Source organism: Adhaeribacter aquaticus DSM 16391, from assembly GCF_000473365.1.
Taxonomy (GTDB): Bacteria; Bacteroidota; Bacteroidia; order Cytophagales; family Hymenobacteraceae; genus Adhaeribacter; species Adhaeribacter aquaticus.
Genome location: NZ_KI421517.1, coordinates 2454873 through 2480856 on the forward strand (window position 1 = coordinate 2454873; position 25984 = coordinate 2480856).

At 40.5% G+C, this 25984-nt stretch carries 24 protein-coding genes; 9 read left to right on the top strand and 15 right to left on the bottom strand.

Features of this window, described 5'->3' with window-relative positions; all coding sequences use genetic code 11:
- Positions 1–8 precede the first annotated feature (8 nt).
- The 3 genes from ADHAQ_RS0112870 to ADHAQ_RS0112880 all read right to left on the bottom strand — a co-directional run bounded on the left by ADHAQ_RS0112870 (position 9) and on the right by ADHAQ_RS0112880 (position 4204).
- Positions 9–518 (bottom strand): fasciclin domain-containing protein, encoded by a 510-nt coding sequence (locus tag ADHAQ_RS0112870; protein ID WP_245590663.1) that lies wholly within the window; start codon positions 516–518, stop codon positions 9–11.
- 248 nt (positions 519–766) lie between these two features.
- Complete coding sequence (locus ADHAQ_RS0112875; RefSeq protein ID WP_245590608.1) at positions 767–1525, bottom strand: sulfite exporter TauE/SafE family protein; 759 nt, start codon at positions 1523–1525, stop codon at positions 767–769.
- Positions 1526–1600: 75 nt separating this feature from the next.
- Positions 1601–4204: a lamin tail domain-containing protein gene (locus ADHAQ_RS0112880; RefSeq protein ID WP_026463286.1), complete on the bottom strand. Its 2604-nt coding sequence runs from the start codon at positions 4202–4204 to the stop codon at positions 1601–1603.
- Positions 4205–4357: 153 nt separating this feature from the next.
- Between ADHAQ_RS0112880 and ADHAQ_RS0112885 the strand changes: the two genes are divergently transcribed.
- The 3 genes from ADHAQ_RS0112885 (at position 4358) to ADHAQ_RS0112900 (ending at position 7444) form a co-directional block, all read left to right on the top strand.
- Positions 4358–5347, top strand: a complete 990-nt coding sequence (locus tag ADHAQ_RS0112885) for an aspartate-semialdehyde dehydrogenase (protein ID WP_026463287.1) — start codon at positions 4358–4360, stop codon at positions 5345–5347.
- Between the two features lie 106 nt (positions 5348–5453).
- Complete coding sequence (locus ADHAQ_RS0112890) at positions 5454–6938, top strand: glycosyltransferase family 39 protein (protein WP_157433411.1); 1485 nt, start codon at positions 5454–5456, stop codon at positions 6936–6938.
- 233 nt (positions 6939–7171) lie between these two features.
- Complete coding sequence (locus ADHAQ_RS0112900; protein ID WP_157433412.1) at positions 7172–7444, top strand: hypothetical protein; 273 nt, start codon at positions 7172–7174, stop codon at positions 7442–7444.
- Between the two features lie 50 nt (positions 7445–7494).
- Here the strand turns inward: ADHAQ_RS0112900 and ADHAQ_RS0112905 are convergent, their stop codons facing one another.
- The 9 genes from ADHAQ_RS0112905 to ADHAQ_RS0112950 form a co-directional block, all read right to left on the bottom strand.
- Positions 7495–8379, bottom strand: coding sequence for a polysaccharide deacetylase family protein (locus tag ADHAQ_RS0112905; protein ID WP_026463290.1), 885 nt, complete (start codon positions 8377–8379; stop codon positions 7495–7497).
- Between the two features lie 107 nt (positions 8380–8486).
- Positions 8487–8945, bottom strand: a complete 459-nt coding sequence (locus tag ADHAQ_RS0112910; protein ID WP_026463291.1) for a hypothetical protein — start codon at positions 8943–8945, stop codon at positions 8487–8489.
- 81 nt (positions 8946–9026) lie between these two features.
- Positions 9027–10013 (bottom strand): Kelch repeat-containing protein, encoded by a 987-nt coding sequence (locus tag ADHAQ_RS0112915; protein WP_026463292.1) that lies wholly within the window; start codon positions 10011–10013, stop codon positions 9027–9029.
- 80 nt (positions 10014–10093) lie between these two features.
- Positions 10094–10837, bottom strand: a complete 744-nt coding sequence (locus tag ADHAQ_RS0112920; protein ID WP_026463293.1) for a LytR/AlgR family response regulator transcription factor — start codon at positions 10835–10837, stop codon at positions 10094–10096.
- Positions 10834–11817 (bottom strand): sensor histidine kinase, encoded by a 984-nt coding sequence (locus ADHAQ_RS0112925; protein ID WP_211240587.1) that lies wholly within the window; start codon positions 11815–11817, stop codon positions 10834–10836. Before ADHAQ_RS0112925 ends, ADHAQ_RS0112920 begins: the two co-directional genes overlap by 4 nt.
- Before the next feature lie 132 nt (positions 11818–11949).
- Positions 11950–12777: a LiaF transmembrane domain-containing protein gene (locus tag ADHAQ_RS25580; RefSeq protein WP_051359897.1), complete on the bottom strand. Its 828-nt coding sequence runs from the start codon at positions 12775–12777 to the stop codon at positions 11950–11952.
- A 243-nt stretch (positions 12778–13020) separates the two neighbouring features.
- Positions 13021–13530 carry a gamma carbonic anhydrase family protein gene (locus ADHAQ_RS0112940; RefSeq protein WP_026463295.1) on the bottom strand — a complete coding sequence of 170 codons (510 nt, stop codon included), beginning with the start codon at positions 13528–13530 and terminating at the stop codon, positions 13021–13023.
- Between the two features lie 30 nt (positions 13531–13560).
- Positions 13561–14541, bottom strand: a complete 981-nt coding sequence (locus ADHAQ_RS0112945) for a radical SAM protein (RefSeq protein WP_026463296.1) — start codon at positions 14539–14541, stop codon at positions 13561–13563.
- Positions 14542–14663: 122 nt separating this feature from the next.
- Entirely contained in the window at positions 14664–15380 is a 717-nt protein-coding gene (locus tag ADHAQ_RS0112950) for an endonuclease III domain-containing protein (RefSeq protein ID WP_026463297.1), read from the bottom strand.
- Positions 15381–15510: 130 nt separating this feature from the next.
- Between ADHAQ_RS0112950 and ADHAQ_RS0112955 the strand changes: the two genes are divergently transcribed.
- The gene (locus ADHAQ_RS0112955; protein ID WP_026463298.1) at positions 15511–16203 is read left to right on the top strand and encodes an MBL fold metallo-hydrolase; all 693 of its coding nucleotides are present in this window, start codon (positions 15511–15513) and stop codon (positions 16201–16203) included.
- A 6-nt stretch (positions 16204–16209) separates the two neighbouring features.
- On the opposite strand, the gene ADHAQ_RS0112960 is transcribed toward ADHAQ_RS0112955, so the two are convergent.
- Positions 16210–16902, bottom strand: a complete 693-nt coding sequence (locus ADHAQ_RS0112960; protein ID WP_026463299.1) for a carboxypeptidase-like regulatory domain-containing protein — start codon at positions 16900–16902, stop codon at positions 16210–16212.
- An 84-nt stretch (positions 16903–16986) separates the two neighbouring features.
- Between ADHAQ_RS0112960 and ADHAQ_RS0112965 the strand changes: the two genes are divergently transcribed.
- From ADHAQ_RS0112965 to pruA, 3 genes are all read left to right on the top strand, one after another.
- Positions 16987–17373, top strand: coding sequence for an ArsR/SmtB family transcription factor (locus ADHAQ_RS0112965; RefSeq protein ID WP_026463300.1), 387 nt, complete (start codon positions 16987–16989; stop codon positions 17371–17373).
- Positions 17374–17455: 82 nt separating this feature from the next.
- A complete protein-coding gene (locus ADHAQ_RS0112970; RefSeq protein WP_026463301.1) occupies positions 17456–18166 on the top strand; it encodes a YjjG family noncanonical pyrimidine nucleotidase in 711 nt (236 codons plus the stop codon).
- 91 nt (positions 18167–18257) lie between these two features.
- The gene (gene pruA / locus ADHAQ_RS0112975) at positions 18258–19886 is read left to right on the top strand and encodes an L-glutamate gamma-semialdehyde dehydrogenase (RefSeq protein WP_026463302.1); all 1629 of its coding nucleotides are present in this window, start codon (positions 18258–18260) and stop codon (positions 19884–19886) included.
- Positions 19887–19964: 78 nt separating this feature from the next.
- Here pruA and ADHAQ_RS0112980 read toward each other — a convergent pair whose 3' ends face one another.
- Positions 19965–22070 (bottom strand): M13 family metallopeptidase, encoded by a 2106-nt coding sequence (locus ADHAQ_RS0112980; protein WP_245590609.1) that lies wholly within the window; start codon positions 22068–22070, stop codon positions 19965–19967.
- A 179-nt stretch (positions 22071–22249) separates the two neighbouring features.
- Between ADHAQ_RS0112980 and ADHAQ_RS0112990 the strand changes: the two genes are divergently transcribed.
- Together ADHAQ_RS0112990 and ADHAQ_RS0113000 are read left to right on the top strand one after the other, a co-directional pair.
- Positions 22250–22474: a hypothetical protein gene (locus ADHAQ_RS0112990; RefSeq protein ID WP_026463305.1), complete on the top strand. Its 225-nt coding sequence runs from the start codon at positions 22250–22252 to the stop codon at positions 22472–22474.
- A gap of 177 nt (positions 22475–22651) precedes the next feature.
- Complete coding sequence (locus tag ADHAQ_RS0113000; protein WP_026463306.1) at positions 22652–24856, top strand: B12-binding domain-containing radical SAM protein; 2205 nt, start codon at positions 22652–22654, stop codon at positions 24854–24856.
- A gap of 18 nt (positions 24857–24874) precedes the next feature.
- Here ADHAQ_RS0113000 and ADHAQ_RS0113005 read toward each other — a convergent pair whose 3' ends face one another.
- Positions 24875–25885 carry a hypothetical protein gene (locus tag ADHAQ_RS0113005; RefSeq protein ID WP_026463307.1) on the bottom strand — a complete coding sequence of 337 codons (1011 nt, stop codon included), beginning with the start codon at positions 25883–25885 and terminating at the stop codon, positions 24875–24877.
- Positions 25886–25984: the final 99 nt, after the last annotated feature.

A 25984-nucleotide genomic window follows, 5' to 3' on the forward strand; every position in this document is an offset into this window, starting at 1 on the left:
GCAATTTATTACATACCAGGCAACACCACTTTATCAATTACATGGGTAACGCCATTACTGGATATAACATCTGCTATAGCAACAGTAGCACCGTTTATCATAACAGAATTGCCTTTACGCGTAACTGTTAAAGTTTCACCGTTAACCGTTTTAAGCGTCTGTCCATTTTTAAGATCTTTGGCTTGTAATCTACCAGGTACTACATGATAAGTAAGTATGGAAACAAGCTTTTCTTTATTTTCTGGTTTCACTAATGTCTCTACTGTTCCGGCTGGTAACTGATTAAATGCGTCATTGGTTGGAGCAAAAACTGTAAAAGGTCCAGCCCCCATTAAAGTTTCAACTAATCCGCCAGCTTTTACGGCGGCTACTAAGGTAGTGTGGTCCTTAGATCCTAAGGCATTTTCTACAATATTTTTAGAAGGAACCATTAAAGCACCACCCACCATTACGCCTTTTTCTTTAGACATTTCTTTATGGGTGCCGGAGTTGTGTTTTGCTTTATTAGCTGATGCCATTTGGGCAAAACCAGAAAAAGATACAAGGGTAAAAGCAGTGGCAATTGCGAGGAATTTTCCTGATTTTTTCATGATAGTTAGATTATAAGTTCTTTGGACAGACCTACGACCACCTATATGCAACTGGATTTTAAGGATAATCTATTTCTAATAAAATTTAATAATTTTTACAGGCCTTAATATACAACCTTCTGATAAACAATATATTACTATTCAAAATAAAGTGTATTACCAGAATATATTTTCCTTTATTTTAAATAAGTATCATAAGCAAACCGGATAATAATGGCTGTAACCACAAATAAAAAGAAAACACGTACAAAACTGCTGCCTTTGGCAATGGCTAGCCGGGAACCTAGCTGAGACCCGATAATATTACAAACTGCCATAGGAATTCCGATCTGATAGATAACCTGGTCGGTGAAGGCAAAATAAAGCAAAGCCGACAAATTGGTAGCTACATTTACAATTTTAGCTGATGCTGACGCTGCTAAAAAGCTAAAACCAAAAACGCCTACAAAAGCAAAAATCAGAAAGCTACCAGTACCTGGGCCAAAAAAGCCATCGTAAAACCCAATAATAATTCCTACCAAGATAGCAATAATCCGCTCCCGGCCTGGTGTAAGCTTGGGAGCGTGTAAGGCCCCCAAGTCTTTTTTGATAAAGGTATAAACGGCTACTGTTATTAGTAATACTAAAATAACAGGGCGCAGCGCCTCGGTGGGTATATGACTAACAGCTCTGGCTCCTATAAAAGAAAAAACGAAAGCGGCTACGGAAGCAGGAATAATAGCTTTCCAGTTTATATCTACCGTGCGGGCATACCGGAGCATAGCCGCGGTAGTACCTGAAATAGCCGATACTTTTCCGGTACCTAATAAAGTAGGAATAGGCATGTGGGGCAACAGAATCAACATCGCAGGTGTTTGAATGAGACCGCCTCCACCTACAATTGAATCAATAAAACCAGCAAGAAAGGCAAAAAAACAGAGTAGGGCTATTTCCACAAAAGCAATTTTAGTACTTAAACTTGCTGCAAGTTATTTATTAGGGTTCAATTCTCTAATCCCGTTCAATAACTTTTAAAACTGGGCACCTACTACTACCGTTTCTTTATAAGCTTTTACTTGCCCGGAAAGATTGAATATTTCGATATATAAAATATAAGCCCCAACCGGTACTTTATACCCCCGCTCATCTACACCATCCCACTGGAAAAACCCAGTAGCAGCTAAAGTTTCATTTTTAACCAAGTGCTTTACCCGCCGGCCATTTCCATTATAAATGGTTATATTAGCTATAAATCCGATAGCAGATGCCTGGTAGTTAATGGTAGTAAAATCCTGGATGCCATCTCCATCCGGCGTAAAAATCTTTGGCTCAATGCTGAATAAATCATTAAATGGCGTCTGTTCAAAGTATTGTGAATTGCGGAATCCGGGAGTAGCATATCCCACGGTACTAGCTGCCGAATGCCAATTGGCAGCGCTGCTATCCCCCTCCAGTTTAATTCGCTCTAGGGATACTCCATTAACATCATCTAATAAGGCCAGATGCATTTTTTCATTGTAAGCAACCCGGTCTATCACCACCTTTTGGTCATTTGATAACACCACAACGCCCGCATCATTGGGATAGGCAGGCAAAGAACTCATTCTTAAAAAACTTTCTTTTACAGCGCCTGGGTAGTGGGCCTGAACAATGTCCGGGTGGGTTGTTAAAACTATATATTGTTGTGGCGCCACTATAAAACTTTCCGAACTAATGGTTCGCAGGTTTGACACTACGCCGGCTTCCTCATTACCTAATTGACAGTTTTTTAAATCTATAAATTTAGGCGAGCGGTTTACAACTTCTACAAAATCTACTCCACCCGTTTTAGGGTTGAAGAGAATTTCATTAATAATTACATCTCCTACTCCCGCTGATTCCGGCAAGGCTAAAGTAATGGAAGTAGTGGTGGCATTACCTGGACAATCTCTTATATCCCGGATAGTTACCGTATAGGTTTGTCGGGGTTGCAGGTTTGCTTGCAACATAAGGTAAACCGCTTTATATTCCGGGGCAGGAACGACGACCGTTATTACTTCCATTCCGCCAGAAACAGCATAAGTAGAAATATTCCGACTACTAACACTGTCCAGCGGTTCAGAAAAAGTCAACTTGATCTGATTGGCGGTAATGAGCTCATATCTTAACAATGCAGGAGCCTGTGTATCCGGCGTAGTGTTGTAAACAGAATTTTGCCTGCCAGGCGTCCCTCCATCCGGATGCACAGATGCTATATAATTCTCAATATTACCACAGCTATTAGTGGGGTTTATTAGTTCTAAACTCCATCCACCTTCGGCTTTTCTGGTATCTTTATACGCAGCCGTAGTGTAAATAATTTTGTCAATAAGTTTACCGGTGTTGTCAAAAATCTCTACCGCATCACCTGCATCATTCAGGGTAGGAAAACCAGGTAGCCCCAAAACTTTACCGTAGCTTTTTAATTCTGTCGTATCGGCCGGCCGGCTTAGTAATACAAATGTACCCGGAGCTAAATTATAAGCAGGGAATCTGGCCGTAGCGGTAGTGGCATCAGAGTATTGCCAGTCTTTCAGGTTAAGGGTTTTATTACTGCTATTATATAGTTCAATATATTCTACTCCTGGCAAGCCAACAGTTGGATTATAATCGGCCATGATTTCGTTTATGCGAACATCCCGGTAATTAGCAGAAATTACTGGCGTATAATTAAAACTAGTGGTAATTGGAGTTGCGATTTTATTGCCCCGTACATCCTCCACATTATTTATAGTCAGGTTATTTGTCCCAATAAAAAAATCCTTAGCGAAATTTAAGTTTACTAAAGAAGCATCATTGGCAGCTAAAGTAGCCGTAATTGGTTGACCAATTCCATTATTTATTAAATAGTTAGCTACTATCTGAGCGCTGGCATTACTTACTGGTTCATTAAATTTTACCTGAAGGCTGCGGCTATTTGTAACCGTTACCTGCTGCACTACAGGTGGGGTTACATCTATTGGTGTGGTGTCACGGACTTCAATATCATCGAAAATAAATTTTTTACTATTGGCAGCAGAATACCTTAGTAAAAAGCCAAAGTAGGCCGATGTACGGTAGGTGGCATCTACTGCATTTCCTTGTTCGGCATAAGCCAATCCGCTTCCCGTTATATCCAACCAAAGCGTCCATTTATGCTGGGCATCCCAACTTACCCGAATGCGCATTTTATTGCTCGTTGAACTACTAATGGTTCTATCCGGACCATTTATAACATACACCGGCGTAGCAGCACCATCTTTCCTGAATAAGCTTACCTCATCGGGTGTACCACCTATCCGAACAAAATAACCTTTATTGCCACCTTTCAAATCAGCTATATCAGACATCAGGAATACATCTGCATAGTTACCGGATGAAGTAGCCAAGTTAACTTCAGCGTAAAACTCCCAGGTAGTACTGCTACCAACCTGCAAAGGTGTAACTAACTGAATAATAGAACCGGTTACCGCTGGGCCATTACTTTGCAGTTGTTTACCCGCATTTACCTGAAAGTATTGCTGATCACCTGTCCAGGCAGGATGCTGAGTGAAATCTCCATCTGAAAAGTTTTCCTGAAGCTGTCCAAAAGCTAATAATTGGTAAAAAAATAACCAAACAGATAAAAATTTTCGCATAAATGCTAAATCCCTTTAAAAAAGTAGTTAATTTTGCCGCCCAATTCCCTGAGGTGTAAGTGCATACAATTTCCTTCATTACGTGAAATTTTTTGGCTTAGGCAACTGGGTAAACCTAAATATTTAAACCTTAATTATCTTAAACTACACAAAATGAAAGTAGCAGTAGTAGGCGCCACCGGCTTGGTAGGCGGCGAAATCCTAAAAGTTTTAGAAGAACGGAATTTCCCGGTAGATGAATTGTTGTTGGTTGCATCTGAGAGATCGGTTGGTACTAAGAAAACTTTTAAGGGTAAGGAAATTACTGTTATTGGTGTGGACGATGCAATTGCAGCGCGTCCGGAAATTGCTATTTTCTCGGCTGGTGGCGGCACCTCTTTAAAAGAAGCACCGCGTTTTGCTGAAGCTGGCATTACCGTGGTTGATAATTCATCTGCCTGGCGCATGGACCCTACCAAAAAATTAGTAGTTCCGGAAATTAACGCCAAAGAGTTAACCAAAGACGATAAAATTATTGCTAATCCAAACTGTTCTACTATTCAGATGGTATTGGCTTTGCATAAATTACACGAAGCTTTCAAAATCAAACGGATTATTGTTTCTACGTATCAGTCTGTTACTGGTACTGGTAAAAAAGCGGTAGATCAGTTAATGAATGAGCGGGCTGGCAAACAAGGGGAAATGGCGTATGCTTACCCAATTGACTTGAACGTGATTCCGCACATTGATGTATTTACGGAAAACGGTTACACCAAGGAAGAAATGAAAATGGTGAATGAAACCAAAAAAATTCTTAGTGATGATTCAGTTAAAGTAACCGCCACTACCGTGCGTATTCCAGTAATGGGCGGTCACTCGGAGTCGGTAAACGTGGAGTTTGAAAAAGACTTTGCTTTAGAGGATATCTACCGCATCCTGGAAGAAACCGAAGGTGTCCTGGTGGTGGATGATGTGAAGAACTTGAAATACCCAATGCCAATGGATGCGCATAACAAAGATGAAGTATTGGTAGGTCGTATCCGGTTAGACGAAACTCAACCACGTACCGTAAATATGTGGATTGTGGCAGATAACTTACGTAAGGGTGCTGCTACCAATGCCGTACAAATTGCGGAATATTTAAAAGAAAATGGTTTAGTATAAACTTTTTCATTTATAAATAAAAAGGCCACTGCAGCTAGTAGTGGCCTTTTTATTTGTTAGTTTATTATCTTTAGTCCGTAAACAATTTACAGATTTCAACTCACCAATGATAAAAGAAAAAGCAGGGAAAGCAGGTAGAGAAGAATTGCTAAAGTTTTCCAACCAAAATACCTTCTTAAAAGGAAATATTGCGCTTATAATAATTATTGCGGTAGCCTTCTTTAGCCGCATCTACCATTTAACCTATCAAAGCTTATGGTCAGATGAGTTATATACCATGGTTAATGCAAATCCAGCACTACCTCTACAAAAGATATTGACGGAGATCAAAACAAATGATTTCCATCCCCCATTAAGTTACCTTTTACTCCATTATTTGTTTAAAGTAGTTACTTATAATGATTTTGTTGGCCGCTTAACCTCCGCATTGGTTGGAACCTTGAGTGTAGGAGCCATGTATTACTTTGGCCGAGAAATCAAAAGTAAAAAAACAGGACTTGTAATGGCTTTGTTTACCACAGTAAATTATCTCCATTTACATTATAGTCAGGAAATTAGAATGTATATATGGTTGTTTCTGTTTACTATTCTTTCTGCCATTTTTTTTCTAAGAAGCATTAAAACAGGAAAATCTATAGATTATATATTATATGTTCTATTTACTACCAGTTTAATCTATACGCACTACTTTGGTTTATTTGTGTTTGGTGCTGAAATCCTCTGCTTTTTCCATTTAATGTGGAGAAAACTAAATCCAGTTATTATTAAAAAGGGGCTTTTGGCTGGATTCGCAGTTCTTTTATTGTACTTACCCTGGGTACCAAATTTATTATTTTCTGGAACCAGAGAACATTGGATGGGATTACCCAAATTGAATTTTATTATTTTTTACCTGTACAAAACTTTAGGTAAAGATCCGGTCAGCTTTGCTTTTTATGTATTAGGACTTATGGGCTTCTTTAGATGCTTGTATTCTTTATCAAAAAAAGAAAATACACCTTCTTATGTAAGTTATTTATTAGTTACTTATGGCTTATTATCAGTTTATATTATTACTTACTTTGTTTCCATACTAAAACCTATTCTGCAATTAAAATGCACCATTGCTGCCTTGCCCTTTTTAATAGCTGCGTTAGTTATAGGTCTGGATACTTTTAAGAAGCACTATGGCAGAATTGGTATAACATTGGTTACCATAAGTGCCATAATTAATATATTATTTATTCGGAAGCATTACACTAAAATAACTAACGATAACGAAAACTATCGTGATATTGCCTTAACGGTGGCCAGTAGGCATTCAAGAGTACCTGCTATTAGTCATTACGCAGACTATTACAATTATTACTTCGATCAATTTGGATCTAAGATCAGAGCAATTAATACCAAAGGGAAAGACCCGGCCGCCATTATTGGCAAACCAACAGAATTAACAGTTTTGTATGCTCATGGAGGAAAAGAATTAATGTCTTTTAATCTTATTCGAGATAAAAAGTTGAGCAGTTATTTAAAGCGCTTTTATTATTTAAAAAGGACTTATTTTTTAAATAATGGATTGGAGAAAGCCTTTGTATATGTTAGAAAGAACTAAATCAGACATAGCAAAAAATTATATAATTTAAATATTACAATTTAAATTATATAATCACAACTGCCCTAAATATGGCTATTATTGTTGCTAGGCAACCTTATTTAACGGACCACCTTTTAGTTTAGTATTACATAAAATTTAAATATTTATTTTGTCTATATTAGTTGCAAATTCATATTTGTTGGCTTGTTTTTTGGACTCCCGAGCATAGTTCACCTTAAATTAAAAATCCTATGCTACGATTAATACTATTTTCCGCCCTTGCAATAGCTATACTATTTACTACTGCTTCCTGTTCTAAAAAGGTAACCATGGCCAATGGCCAGAAACAAGTTCGCTACACAAACGTTAACTTCCGCTTTAAAAACCAAAATATCACCCGAGCTTCTATTTATAAGCGGTATGTGGCCACTAACCGGAACTTTAAAGAATATCCGGGCAACCGTAGACAAAATAAACCAGCTCCCGCTGCTAACAAACGTTATATAGCTCTAAATAAAAAATAGATTTTTACCTTCTAATAATTTGGTGCAAGCATTTTGCTTGTACCAAATTATTAGAAGCTTCTGATTATGTTGGTATAAAGGGTACGGGGGCTCCAGTAACCGCTGGCAATTATTCGCCTGATGGTATACAGCGGCTCTTCCGGACTGCGCTTGAAGGATAATTGAAAAGCAGCCACCATTCCTCGCTTTTTTAATTCCGGAATGGCAGCTTCATTCCATAAACCAAAAGGATAAGCAAAGTACTTCACTTCTTTTCCAGTAATGCTTTCTAATTGTTTGGTAGGCTTATCTATTTGCGTAATCCAGTCGTTTCCCTTTAGCTTTTTCACATTCTGATGATCCCAGGTATGGGAACCAATAACATGACCCGCTTCCGATAGCTCTTTTATCTGCGCTTTACTCATGTACCGGGGTCGTCCCAGCGAAACCGTCATTACAAAAAATACGCCTTTAAAGCCATACTTCTCCATTTCGGGCTTCGCCACAGTATACTGGTCTAAATCAGTATCATCAAAAGTAAGCATAATAGGCTTTTCAGGTAATTTAGCACCGGAAGTTAAATAGGCGTACAACTGATCAGGTAAAATGGTGTGGTAGCCGCTATCGGCCAGCATTTTCATTTGGGCTTTAAAACTGGCTACCGGCACTATATAATCTTTTGCTCTCTTAGAATCCCGAGGTCGCCAATCCCTAATTTGGTGGTAACATAAAATAGGAACCTGCTCCCGGGAAGTAATGGTATTGGTATCTGCGGGATCTGGCTCCTCGGCACTACCCGAATCCGGGGAATTAGTAAGATTTGCTATAGTGGCCTCTCCTTGCGCTGTAACCGGATGTTCCTGATTTACTGTTATTGGTTCTTTGGTTTCTTTTTTTGATTTACACTGGAAAAGAAAAAGAACAATAAATAATACTTTTAATACCTGTACCCCCATAAATGCAGACTTCTGAGAATCTCAATAATAAATAGAAATAGACTTTAATGCTAATTTCAGGAAAAGAATGAAGGTTAAATTGCTGCCTTTGTTAAATATATTTTCTTTTACAAATATCTTTTTAACACTGGCGTAAGAATATCGATCCGGGGCTGTATCGGGAAATCTAATTTGATTTCGGAGGAGGTAATGGTTAGGGAGCCTTTATCAAAAGCTCCTCCTTTATTTATATGAAGCTCATAGTTACCATTCCTTAAATTTCCTAAATCGATTACGGCAACGGCAGGACCAAAAGCATAAGAACAGATTCTTGGTGGAGGCTTTATTCCAAAAAGGTTTATAGCAATTGCCTTTTTGCCTATAGCTGCCGAAGATAATATTTCGTAATTGGCACAAGTAAATTCTTTCCGGGTAAAAACTACTAACAGAATATGGCTTTTATTCTGATTATGTACTTCCCGCAACGATAATCGAACAGCTGAATCCATCGGGTCCAACTGTAGTAATTCGTCCTTGCAGGCCGTCAGGATCAAGTTAAAAAATATCAGAAGGAATATTTTTTTCATCTATTGGAAAGGAAGTTTTACTAATAAAAAAAGTTGCAACTACCAGGTAGCTGCAACTTTCTAAAATAGGTATAATTTACATTACTCTAATACTTCCATCGAATTTATCTCTGGACCACCGCCATGTTTGGCCGAGCCGGCTGCAATAAATACTTTACCTTTATAAACTACTGCACCAGTACCGTGCCGTCCTGTATTCAGAGGTGTTAACTTCTCCCAGGTTCTGGTTTTCACATCAAAAGCCTCGGTTTCGTTGTGGGCTAGTTCCTGAATACTTTCGCCACCAATAATTATAACTTTGCTACCTAATACTGCGGCTGTATTACCGGCACGCTGGGTAGGAATGTTCTGGGCAGCCGGCATCGTTTCCCATTTATTGGTTTTAAAATTAAAAACATCTACTTCCGGAGTAGTTAAAGTCATGGTGTCTCCGATTTTGAAATAAGACCGCCGGCCTCCAGCTATAACTAACTGATTTTCGGCCACCCCTACCGACACGTGATCGCGCACATGGGGAGCATCCGGCAATTTACGCCACTTCCCGGTGGCCGGATCAAATTCATCGAACCAGGCTACGTGTCCATCATAATGCCCATCCGTAATGCCGCATACCAGGTAAATTTTATTATTGTGTACCACAGCTCCTGCCGCACCCCGTTGCCGATCGGCCGGAATCACCGGACCTTCCCGCCACTTATCCGTTTTTGGGTTATAGATGTAAATAGTTGGAATTGGTTTCTCATGCGGGAAAGATCCTGTAAAAGCGCCTATTACATATACTTCGCCTTTGTACTCTACTGCCTGAAAATGATTCATTTCCAGCGGAGGCATAGCGCCGTTAGTCCATTCTTTTTTTACAGCATCAAAAATATTTACGGCTTTAATTTTACGACCGCCTAATAATACAAACTTATCGCCTACCCGGGCAAAAGCACTTTCGTGACGGGCTTCACAACTAGTAGCCGTAACCACCGGTTTCCAGGTTAATGGTTCTTTCTTGCGGGAAAAATTAAATAAAAATAAAGCGGGTATAATAAGGGCGCCTGAGAGCAGTAGTGATTTCTTCATTTTATTAAAATTAAAGAGCGAAACTACGGAATAAAACCACCGACTGCTACGTATTAACGCAAGAATATTTTGTAAAAATCCTATAGTCCTAATACTTGCTTTAGTTTTGCATAACCGCTTCGGCTTACTGGAATTTGAGCACCAGAACGTAATACCGCCACATGCGCATCCTTTTCATAGGGTTCTATTCGCGTAATTTGTCGTATTTGAACGATATAGGAACGATGCACCCGCACAAAATTCTTAGGGTCCATGGCTTCCTCAAAGTATTGCATGGTCTTGTTTTTCAGGAAAGCGCCCTCTGGTGTATGAATTTTTACATAATCAGTATCGGCTTCTAAATAATAAATATCCTGGGTAGGTATTATCCTGATTTTATTTCCAATTTTTACTACAATACGATCCTGTCTTTCGTTTGCAACTGCCATTTCGGCTAATAAGGCCTGGGTGTTATGTTTTGTCTGCGCCGTGTCGGTTTGCCCCAGCCATTTATCCACGGCTTTATTAAATCTTTCCTGGCTAAAAGGCTTCAGCAAATAATCTATAGCGTGCGCATCAAAAGCCTTAATGGCATATTGGTCAAAAGCAGTGGCAAAAATAACTGAAGGCGGATTTTCCAGGAGTTCCAGCATTTCAAACCCAGTAATCTTGGGCATCTGGATATCCAAAAAAACAAGGTCCGGTTGGTATTCATTTATCGCTTTTAATCCTTCAAAACCATCGTTACATTCCTGCACTACTTCAATCAGCGGATAATTCTGGAGGTATTCCCGAACTAACGAACGGGCCAGGGGCTCATCATCAATCAGAATAACACGTTTCATATTTGTGGTATTTTTATGGTCGTAATAAACAAGGAATTATCAGTAGCAGTGCTCAACAAGTCGGTGCGGGCAAAAAGTAAAAATAAGCGTCGTTGTATGCCTGCTAATCCAAAACCGGTACCTCTTTTGGGTTGAGCCGTTTGGGCATCAAATGGATTGCTAACCTGTATCTTTAAATAATTAGCTTCTCGTTTAGCTTGTAAGCTGATGATTACACCTTCAGTAGTATCGTACAACCCAAACTTTATTGCATTTTCTACAATGGGTTGTAGCAGCATGGGCGGCAACATTAATTCACCACATGCTTCTTCCTGCTGTATAACAGTAGCCAGGCGGTGGCCAAACCTCACCTTTTCTATTTCCAGGTAAAGCTCCAGGTGCTGTAATTCTTCCGAAAAACTAACCCATTGATGATCTTCTTTTTTTAAAGTACTTCGCAAGAAGTCAGACAATTGGTGCACCATTTTACGCGCTTCCTGTGGCCGGCTACCTATTAAAGCACTGATAGAATTTAAGCTATTAAACAAAAAGTGAGGCTGCAGTTGCTGCCTTAATTTAAATAGCTCTGCTTCCCGGGCCAGCTTTTCGGCATCTGCCTGGCGTTTTAAACTTTCCTTTTGTTCTTGTTGGTTATACCACAGCACACTGAGCATGGCCACCCAGCCTAAAACCAAAAATGCTATACTAAACCGAACTGGAAGAGATTTAACAAAAAAACTTCGGTAACCAGCTTCGGCTTGCAAAACTACAGGTACAAACCATTGGGTAAATGCCAGCCAAAATACTGCCAGCAAAAAGCACCATACGGCCAGGTAAAGATACCGGGCTTGCTCCGGACGGTAATAATGTAAGTTATTACTTAAAAGCCAACCGGTAAAGGCTAAAGTCACATTGGTTATAATGCCATCAATAAGTGCAGTATTGGCATCAAGCCCGAACCAGTAAAGCAATGCAGCCTGCATGGCACTAGATACCAGCACAAAGCCCCCCAGAATAAAAAGGTACTTTCTATGTGAAAATAAATAATTGGCCAAGGCTTGTGCTTAAATAAATCTTAATGTCTAATCAATGGGCTCTATTTTACCAGTTAGGGCTTTCTGAAACAGCTCTGTCTAAAAGCTCCGGACATCAATACCGCCCAGCACACAGGTGCCTTTGATTACCAGAACTTTGCTCCCATTAATTAAGCCGGGCTGAATATTGCGTTTATCTTCTACCCCCCCCAATATAGCGGTAACCTCAAAAATTACATCCCAATGTGGCGGAATCATTAACCGGACTCCACCCATAACCTGAGTGACTTCTAAATCAACCCGTCCCTGCACATCGGCTTGTAATAAGTTTATTTCTGTACCCCCCATAAAGCAGACTACTTCGCCACCCTGAAAATTTTTAGAAACGATGTTTTTTTTTACACCACCAAAAACGGCAACCGAATCAATGTAGTCATTTTTAGTTGGAGCAGCTGCTGTAGTGTTCCATGAATTACCTGTATTTACATCTGAGGTTGGAACAACAGATTCATTATTAGAAGTATATGCCGCAGAAGTAGTAATCGGATTAGCAGGCTGCTGATCATCATCTCCACACCAAGCATTCCGGCGATTACGTTTGGGACCAAAAATCATCCAGATACCCAATAAAATTATAAGTACGGGCCATAAGAATCTAGAGACCTCTAAGCCGGGCATAAACCTTTCTGCCAGAAATACCCCGCCAATACTTATCATTATAAACCAGGCCGGATTTCGGAAATTATGCCGGAACCCATTAAATAAGCCCATAACAATCAAAAACATAGGCCAGCTAATCAGCCAGCTTGGCAAGAAAAAAGTATAACCTAGTTGTTTAAGTAAAAAAAAGGTACCTACTAAAAGCAAAATCGTACCCCCAAATATTTTTCCGCCTTTGGCTTTCTTTGAATAGGAATGTGGTTGCATCTTTAATTTTAATTTTGATTCAAAGCTATAGCAATTGCCTGGCGACAACAACCCTTACTTAGCTCACTTACCGGAAAAAGCAGTTGAATAACCAATTTCTTCCGGCGAATTTCGCCACCTAACATACATCATTTATAAGAATATTAAGCAACGCTAATATATAAAATAAAAAAGCTGGTTTGATAATCGCTATTATCTAACCAGCTCCTGCATTCCAAGCCTTTAATGGTCTGGTACTAAATTTTACTTAAACCAACTACCATACATTACATAATTGTTGGCTACTTTATCTAAGCCTTCAATTTGCTCCGGGCTTAGTTGCTTTACTTTTTTAGCCGGAATGCCAGCATAAATACAACCGGATTCACAAATTGTATTCTCCAGTACAATAGCTCCTGCAGCTATAATACAATTCTTTTGTACCACGGCATGATCCATTACTATTGCTCCCATACCAATCAGCACATTATCTTCTACTGTACATCCATGCACAATAGCATTATGCCCAATAGATACATTATTGCCTATGTTGGTGGCCGCTTTTTGGTAAGAACAATGAATAACAGCACCATCCTGGATGTTGGTTTTATCTCCTACCCGAATACTATTTACATCGCCTCTCACCACAGCATTAAACCAAACTGTACATTCCTTGCCTAATACCACATCGCCTACAATAGTAGCATTTTCGGCAATAAAACAATCTGACCCAATCTGAGGGTGTATATCTTTAACCGGTAAAATTAAGGGCATAATAAACTTGCTTTAAGCGTTAAGAAATAGTTATTTAAACATGCGTTTCCAGGTACCTTTAGTTAAATTATATTTTAAGGTACTGGGCAAAGCTTTCCAAAAATACTGATTAAGTTCTACGGCAAAACTTGGCTGCATGTAACAATTAATGGTACAACCCTCACAAGCAGGCAATTTACCTTCCAGAGCAATTTGTTCTTTTACTTCTTTTGACTGGTACAGCTCAAACAGGTTACCATTTATGGGAAACTTCTTTTCACCTAAGTGGTAACAAGGCAATACTAATTGATTTTCCGGTGAAATAACTAATGTAGTGCTGGCTGCCTTACAAACTGGATCTAAAATTTGATTACCACCATTTTTACGTAACTGAATAAAACCTTCGTTCAGGTAAACGCTTTTCCGTTTGCCAAAAGCAGATAAGTATTGTAGTTGTTGCGCATTTAAGCCGGATCCGGTATTAACTTCATTATAATCAAATGCCGGATTTATCAGCAGCATTAACTTATTAGGCAAAACTATTTCCTGATAAACTGCCTCCAGCTGATCGATGTTCTCCGCAAATGCCGTAAATAAGATGTCCGGACGCTCGCCCAGGCTTTTGGCAATGTTTATAGAATCCAAAACAAAATCATAGCAGGCAACGCCCCGGCCAGTATCGTGCTTTTCTTTTTCAAAGGCATCCAAAGAAAAATGCAGCATATCTACCTTCCCCTTTAGCCGCTCAGCAAATTTTGGATACAGCAGACAATTGGTGGTAAGCGTAGTAATGAAGCCCATATCATGTGCTAACTTCAGAAAACTATCTATCTGCTGGTGCAAAAGGGGTTCACCGCCGGTAAAATCAATTACGTTTACCCCCAGCTTCTTCAGGTCTTTCAGATTCTGCTCTACCTCCTCCAATTTGATATAAGGCGATGGTTTCTCCCAGATGTCACAGAATGAGCACCGTGCATTGCACCTGTACGTGACATAGTAATTACACAAAACGGGATGAGAAACAAGACGCATGAATGAATTATGGGCTATTTATTAATGATTAGCAGGTGCAAGTTACACCTTTTAGCTTGGTACGCCTTACCCTATTATAGGTAAGTACTACTTGCACTTATAAAATATAATCTTATTAAAGATTATATTTTATCGACTCCTTTTTTCCGTACTTCCGTGTAATAATTGCATAAATTCTTTACCGGGCATTCTTCACAATTAGGGTTCTTCCAGGTACAAATACGCTGCCCGTGCCAATACAGGTGCTTATGGAAATTAAATAAAACCGGTGCCTCTTTGGGTAGCATGTTCAGCAAAATTGCATGGGCTTTTTCAGCCGAAACTTTCGCACCAATTATGCCAATCCGCTGACTTACCCGGTACACATGCGTATCTACGGGCAAAACCGGTTGGTGAAAATTAAATAAAAGTAAGAGCGTAGCTGTTTTTAACCCCACTCCGGGTAAACCCATAAGCCATTCCATAGCTTCTTCTGTAGACATGTCTTTTAAAAAGTCTAAGGAAAAATCGGGGCTTTTATCCTGAATGATCTTTAAAGCTTTCTGAATATTTATGGCCTTGGCTCCCGGGTATTGGGCTGTTTCTAACGTATCGGTAAGTGCTTCTACCGGAGCAGCCATCACCTCCTCCCAGGTAGGGTAAGCCTCCCGCATCCGGTAATAGGCTTTTTCTTCATTGGCATGCGTGGTGCGATGCGATAACATGGTAGAAATAAGCTCGTGCATAGAACTCCGCCGCGGCTGACGCAAATTAAGCTCCCCATAAAAATCATTCAGAATCAGGTGCGTTTGCCAGGCTTTTTTCTCCGGAGTTAATTCATAATTTTCTGCTAATGCCATTTCTTACCTACATATACTGGCACAAACGGGCAGAAATAGCAGAAGGTTGAAAGCCTCTTTTTTAATTTCTTAAACTACAGGCATCGGGAAGGCAAAATTTACGTTTGTCTGGAAAAGTGCAGACACAATTATGCAAATAAAATTTCTAGGTACCGGAGGCGCATTTGAGCCCCAATATTTTAATTCCGCTGCTATTTTAAATTTTTCGGGAAGTAAAATTTTGATTGATGCCGGCTTTACGGTCTACCCGCGCCTCGTGGAATTAAATCTGATTCTGAAAATAGAGTATATTTTACTCTCCCACCTGCATAACGACCATTGTGGAAGCCTGGCTAATATTTTATTGCATCAACATCATAACGGAGCAGATCGCAAGCCAGTCATCCTGTACCAGACAGAAGACTTTAAAAACCAAATCGAGGAATTCTTAGCCATTCAGTTAAAAGACCCGGAAAAATACGCTGACTTCGCGCCTCTTCCCTCGGTACCCGGCATCATCTACCTCGACACGTATGGCAGGCATTCTGAGCAGTTTCAGACCTATAGCTTTCTAGTGGAGGAAGCTGGGGAACGAATAGTGTATTCCGGTGATTTGCGGGACACAGATTTCTTATTTGCTCATATTCTCACTTTGCCAGACTTACCAACTACTGTTTTTCACGATATAGCTTTTCACCCGGAAAATACCGGTCATGCTTATTATACCATGCTCATGCCTTATCAGGAACAATACCGCATCTACGGCTACCACTGCGATCCAACAAAAAATCCGGCTGACAATACCGTACCCTTGGTGTATTATCAGCCGGATTTTATGTATTAGCTAAATCTATTTTTTCTTTAAATCGCCGTTCTTTATCTGTTCAATAAATTTCATCCAGGCAAATGGGTTTAAAACAGGATTATTGGTATAAGGATTGGGAGCAACGCCAGTTTGCCGATCCCGCTGCAACTGTTGCATACTCATGGTATTCTGGAAATTAGCAGCCGGGCCCACATCTGTATTGGCAAATATCATAGCCATAACTTTTTCGTTCAAGCTTCTTTCCGGCCCGGTTAAGCTTCGCTCTGGTACTTTAAGTTTAAGAAAAGCTTGTTTAAACTCTCGTTCCGTTGGATAAGGCCAAACCCTAACTTCCGGAAGAACAGTTGGATCTTCGCTTAGCTCCAATACCACCGAATAACTATCCTTATTATAGTTTCTAGGAATTTTTACAGTTAAATGTTTATACCCCAGTGCCCGAATCACTACACTATCTCCGGCCAGCACCGGCATGGAGAAGTACCCATAGGTATTAGTAATGGTACCACGTCCAGCTTTAGGAACAAAAACGGTAACACCAGGCACCCCAAATAAACTATCCCCGGTGGCCACTACCCCAGAAAATTGCACAACTTTTGGTTTTCCCTGGGCTTGGGCATCCATTATTGCCAGGGAAAGATTAAAAAATAATAGCCCGCATATTATTACTTTCCAATGAAAAACAGCCCGGACTAAATAAGACTTTTTGGTTCTAAACATATTTAAAATAACCTTTACAATTATACTCTTTTTTTAGCATCCTTGCTATTTATAGCCTAATTTTGTTTCAGCACCCATTCTACCATGCGGCTCAAACATTTTAACGTCAATTTTGGCGAACAAGTATTTAAAGCGCTCGGCGACGAATCACGCATCCGCATCCTTAACCTTATTCATAAGAATAAAGAAATGTGTATTTCGGATGTGGAGCACGTTTTAGATTTTACGCAAACCAAAACTTCTAGGCATTTAATTTATTTAAAAAATTCAGGTTTAGTCACTTACAGGCGGGTAGATAATTGGGTTTATTATTATTTGCGCGACGAAACCGCCGATTTGCTAAATCAGATTTTTGGTTACCTGGAAAAGGATGAAACCTTATTGAAAGACCAGGAAATTTACCAGATTTTATATTCTAACCGGGAACTGGCCGTTAATAAATTGCACAACCGCAAGTGGGTTTCCCGTTGAACCGGTTGCCTGTTTATATTTGTTGCCGCTAAAACATCTCTCCGCTTAAAGCGTTTTACCAGTAGTACTCTTTCCGACCATTATGGCCAAATATATTCCAAAACAATACCGCCACATTTTTTTTGATTTAGACCACACGCTTTGGGACTTTGAAAAGAATGCAGCAGAAACCATTCTTTCCCTTTATGACAGCTACGAATTACATAAATTTGGCAAGTTTACTTCTACCGATTTTTATAAAAAATACAGCTATGTAAATCAGCGGATGTGGCAACAATACCACGAAGGCAAGATCACTCAAAAGGAGCTCCGGGAGAAACGATTTGAATTAACACTAACCAAGCTGGGTTTAGAACCGGAACAGATACCCCATGGGCTGCACGAGTCTTTTTTAACAATTTGTCCAACTAAAACGGCTGTTTTTCCTTATTGCCACGAAACGCTGGATTACCTGAAAGAAAAATATGTGCTGCATATTATTACGAATGGGTTTAAAGATCAGCAGGCCATAAAAATGGCTTCTTCTAACCTAAACCAATATTTTACAGAGGTAATTACTTCGGAATGTGCAGGTTGTTTAAAACCCCAGCGGCAAATATTTGAATATGCCTTAAATAAAACCGGCGTAAAAGCTTCAGATTGTTTAATGATTGGTGATAGTTTAGAAGCCGATATATTAGGTGCCAAAAACGCTGGAATGGATCAGGTATTTTTTAACCCTGAAAAAAAGAAACATGCCCAGAACGTTACCTTTGAAATAAGCTGCCTCAGCCAGCTAAAGCATATTCTTTAATTAATGTTTTTGCTTATTTTTCCTGCCAGGGAAAAGTGATGCTTCAACAGGAATTTTCGTACCATTTAGAACTGACACAAAAGACAAAACTATGTCCGGATTTTTTAAAGTACCTACTCCGGTAAACGAGCCGGTAAAAACTTACGCACCAGGTTCGCCGGAACGAACCGAATTACAACAAACGCTTAAAGAACTTAAAAGCAAACAGGTAGATATACCCATGTATATTGGCGGACAGGAAGTCCGGACAGACAATAAACAACCTTTATCGCCTCCTCATGAGCACCAGCATATTTTAGGCTATTTTCATGAGGGCGATGCCGACCATGTGCAGCAAGCCATAGATGCCGCTCTGGCCGCTAAAGAAGCCTGGTCTGAAATGCCCTGGCAAAGCCGGGCAGCAATTTTCCTGAAAGCAGCCGAACTATTAGCCGGTCCGTTCCGGGCAAGAATGAATGCGGCTACGATGCTGGGGCAATCTAAAAATGTTTACCAGGCCGAAATTGACTCGGCCTGCGAACTGATAGATTTCCTCCGGTTTAATGTAGCTTTTATGACCGAGATTTATGCCCAGCAGCCACAATCGGCACCGGGTGTATGGAATCGGTTAGAACATCGCCCGCTGGAAGGGTTTGTCTTCGCCTTAACCCCCTTTAACTTTACCGCTATTGCCGGTAATTTATCTGTTGCACCGGCTTTAATGGGTAATGTTATTGTCTGGAAACCCGCTTATACCCAGATTTACTCAGCGCAGGTAATTATGGAATTATTTAAAGCGGCTGGTGTACCCGATGGCGTTATTAATTTAATTTATGTAGATGGGCCGGTAGCCGGCGAGGTTATATTTAAGCATCCTGATTTTGCCGGTGTCCATTTTACTGGCAGTACTTCCGTGTTCCAAAGCATCTGGCAAACCATCGGCAACAATATTCAAAAGTACAAAGGCTATCCGCGTATAGTAGGCGAAACCGGTGGTAAAGATTTTATCTTAGCTCACCCTTCTGCTGATGCGAAAGCCTTAGCCGTGGCCATTTCGCGAGGTGCATTTGAGTACCAGGGCCAAAAATGTTCGGCTGCCTCCCGTGCTTATGTTCCTGCCAATATTTGGGAAGAAGTAAAGCAATATGTACAGGAAGACCTGAAATCTTTTAAAATGGGTTCTACCGAGGATTTTGCCAATTTTATTAACGCTGTAATAGATGAAAAGTCTTTTAATAAACTAGCCAAATACATTGATGCCGCTAAGAATGATCCGGAAGTAGAGATTATTGCGGGTGGCAATTATGATAAGTCAGTAGGTTATTTTGTAGAACCTACTCTGATCCTGACCCATAACCCGCTGTATGTAACCATGTGTGAAGAGTTATTTGGCCCGGTATTAACTGTTTATGTATATCAACCCGAAAATTTTGAAGAGACATTAGAATTGGTTAATTCAACATCGCCGTATGGCTTAACTGGTGCCGTTTTCTCCCAGGATCGGGCAGCTATTGATTTAGCTACTAAAAAGTTACTGCACGCCGCCGGCAACTTCTATATTAACGATAAACCAACTGGCGCGGTAGTGGGTCAGCAACCATTTGGTGGTTCTCGTGCTTCCGGTACAAACGATAAAGCGGGTTCTGTATTTAACCTTATTCGCTGGACATCTACTAGGACTATAAAAGAAACCTTTGTACCAGCAGTAGATTATCGGTACCCCTTCTTACAAAATGAATAATAATTGAGTGTAGACCCAAGTATTATAATTAAAAAGGCCGCCTTATTTATAAAGCGGCCTTTTTAATTAATTTATAATTTACCAGATCCGGATACGGTCTTCCGGTTTCCGGTATAGTTTATCACCAGGCTTAACATTAAAAGCCTCATACCAGGCATCCATGTTTACCGGCGCCCCAATAGTACGATACTCACCCGGTGCGTGTGGATCGGTTAAAATTAGCTGGGAAGCCGTTTCGGGCAAGGTATTACCCCGCCATACTTGCGCCCACGACAAAAAGAATCGTTGATCAGGGGTAAAACCGTCTATCTTCTCTTTCGATTTACCTTGTTTGGTCATTTTAAATGCTTCGTAGGCGGCACTTAAACCGCCCAAATCGCCAATGTTTTCGCCCAATGTCAATTTACCGTTTACGTGAATAGTATCAAGTACTGTGTAAGCATCAAACTGCTTTTGCAAGGCAGCAGCTTTCTCCTTGAATTTAGCTAAATCTTCAGGCGTCCACCAGTTACGTAAGGTTCCATCCTTGTCGTATTGGCTACCGGAATCGTCAAAACCATGGGAGATTTCGTGCCCGATTACTGCGCCAATTCCACCATAATTTACGGCATCATCCGCATTGGGGTCGAAGAATGGGAACTGTAAAATACCAGCCGGAAACACAATTTCATTCATTACCGGATTATAGTAAGCGTTTACCGTAGGCGGTGTCATTCCCCAACGGGTTTTGTCTACTGGCTTACCTAACTGGCTAACCATATAGTTGTAATCCCAAATATTTGAGTTTCGCACATTCTGGAAGAAGGCGTTGCGGCTAATTTGTAATCCATCATAATTCTTCCAATTATCAGGATATGCAATTTTTGGAGTAAAAGCATGCAATTTGGCTAAGGCTTTTTCTTTCGTAGCCGGGCTCATCCAATCTAAGTTTTTAATCCGGATTTCGTAGGCTTTAATCAGGTTACTGATCATGGATTCCATCCGTGCTTTAGCTTCGGGCTTAAAATATTTTTGTACATATAACTGCCCTAGTAATTCACCAACCGCATTATCGGTTAAAGTAGCCATGCGCTGCCAGCGCGGGGTTGGTACTTTCTGTCCGGTCAGCACCTGGTTAAAAGCGAAGTTGGCATTTACAAAATCAGTACTTAAATAAGGTGCCGCTGATTTTAATATATTCCATTGCAGGTAAGTTTGCCAATCTTTTACCGGAGTAGAGACCAATAGGCTATTGAGCTCTTTGAAAAAGTTAGGGGAATTCACCAGCAACGAATCTTCACCGGTAACTTTCATCTTACCTAACAGGCTATTCCAGTTAATATTCGGGGTAGTTTTACTGAATTCGCTAATGGCAAATTTATTATAAGTTCTGTGTGGATCACGCAGCTCTACCCGGCTCAATTGAGCCGCTGCCATTTTCTTCTCCAGATTGAAAATAGTTTCGGCATTTTGCTGAGCTACAGCCGGAGAAACACCAGTTAAGGTAAAAAGTTTGGTTATATAATTTTTATACCCCTCCTGCACCTTTAAACTCCGGGCATCCGTTTTCAAATAATAATCTTTATCGGGTAATGAAGTACCACCCTGGCTAATCTGAGGAATATTTTTAGTTGGGTTCTTCCGGTCCTGACCTACATAAAAACCAAACATCGGTGAAGCAGCCCCGGAAGTACGCAGCGCTGCTACTTGATCCAGCACTCCATTTAAGTCTTTAACCGCACCAGCTTTCTGTAAGTCTGCTTTAATTGGGGCATAGCCGAGCTTATCAATCGCATTGCTATCCATGGCTGCCGCATAAAAATCGCCAACCCGCTTTTCTACCGAACCAGCCGCCGCATTTTTATTCTGGGCTGCCTCATTTACCAAGCCTTTTACAGCATTGATATTAAAATCGCGGAGTACATGAAAACTTCCCCAGCGGGTCTCTTTAGCCGGGATCGGGTTATTTTTAATCCAGGTTCCACTGGCATAGGTATAAAAGTCGTCTCCGGGTTTTACCGAAAGATTCATGTTAGTTTTATCTATGAAAGGCTTTTTAGAAACCGACTTGGCACTTTTAGGAGACCCGGTGAGGGTTTGGGATTTAGAATCAATGCGATTTTGTGCCGAAGCTCCCAAAAACCCAAAAACCGCCGTACTTACTAATAATAATTTAATTTTACGCTTTGAACTGAAAATCATCATGTATTTTTTAATGAAACTTACTAAACCTTGTTCGTAGGTTTATTTTAGAACAAAATTACTGGATAAAGTTTGTCTATGCTTATATCCGGTAAAATCACTTTTAATCCTAAGATTGAACGAAGAATTATAAGCCAAAATTTCAAAAGCTACCGTATACCTGATATTTAAAAAGCAGAACTATGAAAGAAGAAGATAAAGACAAATCAGCTAAAGCCGTAGTAGCCGAAGGAGAAAAAGTAACGGGCGGGTCTGATGGATCCGAAACAACCGGGCCAGACGAAAATGCAGGGGTAGTTACGCCTCCTAATTTAGGGGAAGACACCAGCAATGAATCTGAAACCAAGAAAGAGGACATGGATAGCTATAACGAACATCCGGACCAGGCAAAGGTTGGTGGTGGATAAAATTATTTTTTAGTTTATAAAAAAGAGGCGCACCTGCGTCTCTTTTTGTTTAATATACCGGTACCACCCAGTTTGTTTGATTTAATAGGCGCTTAAATAATAAAGCTGTAATTTTATGTTTTAATAAACTTCTGCCTCGGCGCATTTGTTTTAATTTAATTAAGCCCAATAGTACCTTTGAAAAAGCCCGTAACTCTGCTTATTACCCCTCCGCTTACACAGCTGAACACGCCGTATCCGGCCACTCCCTACCTAAAAGGTTTTTTAGGTAAAAAAGGGTTTACGGTACATCAGGCGGATTTCGGTATTGAGCTGGTACTGAAGCTATTTTCCAAAGCAGGCTTAACCCGTGCTTTTGCAGCAGCAGAACAAAAAGAGCAAGAGCTTTCAGATAATAGCAACCGTATTTTGCGCCTGAAGCCCTACTATTTGCAGACGATTGAGCCCGTAATCCGGTTTTTACAGAACAAGGACAATACCCTGGCCCAGCAAATCTGCTACAATAGTTTCTTGCCGGAGGCTTCCCGATTCGATCAGATAGCCGATCTGGAATATGCTTTTGGGAACATGGGGATTACCGACCGGGCCCGCCATTTGGCTACCTTGTACTTAGAGGACTTAGGCGATCTAATTCAGGAAGCCGTTTGCCCCTACTTCGGGTTCAGCCGGTACGCCGACAAGCTGGCTATGTCGGCCACCACGTTTGATGCCTTAGAATTAGCTTTAAACGAGGAGCCCAACTTAGTAGATCAAATGCTGTTAGAATTAATTGCCGATAAGCTTACCCAGGTTAAGCCGGACATGGTAGGCTTTTCTATTCCTTTCCCGGGTAATTTGTACGGTGGTTTACGCTTGGCACAATACATTAAAGCCTATAATCCCGAAATAAAAACGTTGATGGGTGGCGGCTACCCGAATACGGAGCTTCGCAGCCTAAACGAACTTAAACTGTTCCGTTACATTGATTTTGTTACGCTGGACGATGGAGAAGGTCCGTGGCTCAAGATTATGGAATACTGGCAAGGACAACGACCAGCTAACCAATTGCAACGGACTTTCATGTTGGAAAATGAGCAGGTAGTTTATCAGAATAACTGCACCGATCCGGATATACCGCATACCGAAGTAGGCACGCCTGATTACAGTGATTTACCTTTGCCGGATTATTTATCGGTAATTGAAGTTACCAACCCCATGCACCGGCTTTGGAGCGATGGCCGCTGGAATAAATTAACGGTAGCACATGGCTGTTACTGGAAACGCTGCTCTTTCTGCGATATTACCTTAGATTACATTTCGCGTTACGAAACGGCACCGGCTACTTTATTAGTCGACCGCATTGAAGAAATAATAGCCCAAACGGGTCAGACCGGTTTTCATTTTGTAGACGAAGCAGCTCCCCCTCTGGCCCTTCGTGATTTAGCCATTGAATTACTGCGCCGGAATGTAAAAATTACCTGGTGGGGCAATATTCGTTTCGAAAAAACTTTCACCCCTGATATCTGTCGGTTACTGGCAGCGTCGGGCTGTATTGCTGTTTCCGGGGGATTAGAAGTAGCCTCGGACCGATTACTTGCACTAATGGAAAAAGGCGTTACCATTTCGCAAGTGGCCCGGGTTACGGATGGATTTACCGCCTCCGGCATTATGGTGCACGCTTACCTCATGTATGGCTTCCCCACCCAAACAGCTCAGGAAACCATTGACTCCCTGGAAGTAGTGCGCCAGTTATTTGAGAATAATGTTATTCAATCCGGTTTCTGGCATCGCTTTTCGATGACCGCTCATAGCCCCGTTGGAAAGAATCCGGAAAAATACGGTGTAGTTAAGGTGGGGCCACCAGCAGGAAACTTTGCTAATAATGATTTGTGGCACAAGGATCCGAAAGGAGCCGATCATGAATTATTTGGAGCCGGTTTATCTAAATCTATCTACAATTACATGCATGGCATTGGCCTGGAAGAGCCTTTGCAATTTTGGTTCGATTTTAAAGTCCCTCGCCCAACGCATCCGCGGCATTTGATTGCACAGGCTATTTCGGTTTCTCCTAAGCCCGATGGTGAAAAAAAGAACTTACGGGTATTTTGGTTAGGCAATATTCCTGCATTAGAAATAGTTAAAACCCAGAAAAAAGGGAAGCTAATAGAACGGGCAGTACTTACTTTTTATGAAAAAGCTGAGGACATTCAGCTTAAAACCACCCCGGTTATTGGGCAGTGGCTGGCCCAGATTCTTAGCTTGCTCAATCAGGATTATCAGACTAAAATCTTATTAAAAGAGCTGGAACTATCTTTTCCTCCGGAAGCCAATATGCCTTTTGCACAGTTCCTGATATCACCGGAATGGCTGTTGCTCCGCGAAAAAGGAATGTTAATAATCTAGAGCTAACTCTTGTTAACCTCAAGGGTTGACAATGGGTTCATAGGCATAATCCTTGGGGAAATAGTCATTTCTAATCAATAAAAAGGGTTGCTCCCGTTTGTCATAGACCTGAAAAATTTCCTGGAAAATTAAGCGATCATTTTCGTCATAAGTAAACTGGTGTCGATTTCGTAGCTGGCCTTTTTTTTCCACTAAGGCTCCTGTTACTTTATTTTGAGAATCGAATTGAAAAGTTATTTTTTCTTTTTGAAGCTGATAATTTTCATTGGATTTAAGCACCACATAATCTACCTGATTCAGATCATTATAATGTAATTTAGCCACTATAACGCCGTTCTGGAAAGCTCTTTTTGTTACTCTTCCGAATTCATCCTCTAAGTAGCTCCACCCATTTTTATCATTCACCAGAAAATCATACGTGTATTTTTTACTATAATTGATATCAATGTTTCGCCTGTTCTGTTCACCAGACCATTCCGATTGTTGCACCTTCCCATTCAAACCAAACTCTACTGCAGCATAAGGCTTATATACAAATTTATCAGCTGAATCTGCCAGCAGGATAGTCTTCCTCTGAACAAAACGATCAAAGTAATTTAGATTTTTCTTAAACTTTATTCCTACACCAGCTAAGCTACTAGTCGTCCAGGTATTCTGATAATAAGCAGGAGAATTGGTTTTATGATATCTTCTGTTGTGATAGGTTGATCCTTCAACAAATTGGGCACCATCTATAATCAAAACAGCATCCATTCCATTCTGTTGTGCGCTTTTTTTTAACCCATCTACTAAAGTAGGATATTCATTACTACCACCCACCTCCAGCACCTTTACTTTTATGTATTCCTGGTCTTCGGGATATTCTCCCGGAAAGTAAACCTGTACCGAATTTTGGTGCGGCACGGTAGGAATATCATTTAGTACTCCTATCTGAGAAGTTTCAGAGTAGTAGTTATAACATCCGGTCAGGCTTAAGCTTAAGCCTAAACATAAAAAGTAACTAAATTGAAGCAGGTAGGAATTTCTCATATCCGGAAATCTTAAAATTGTTCATCTGTTTATTTCCAGATGTACTAAGCAAGTATTATTCCAGATATAGCTTTTCTATATATTTAAGCTTAAAATAAT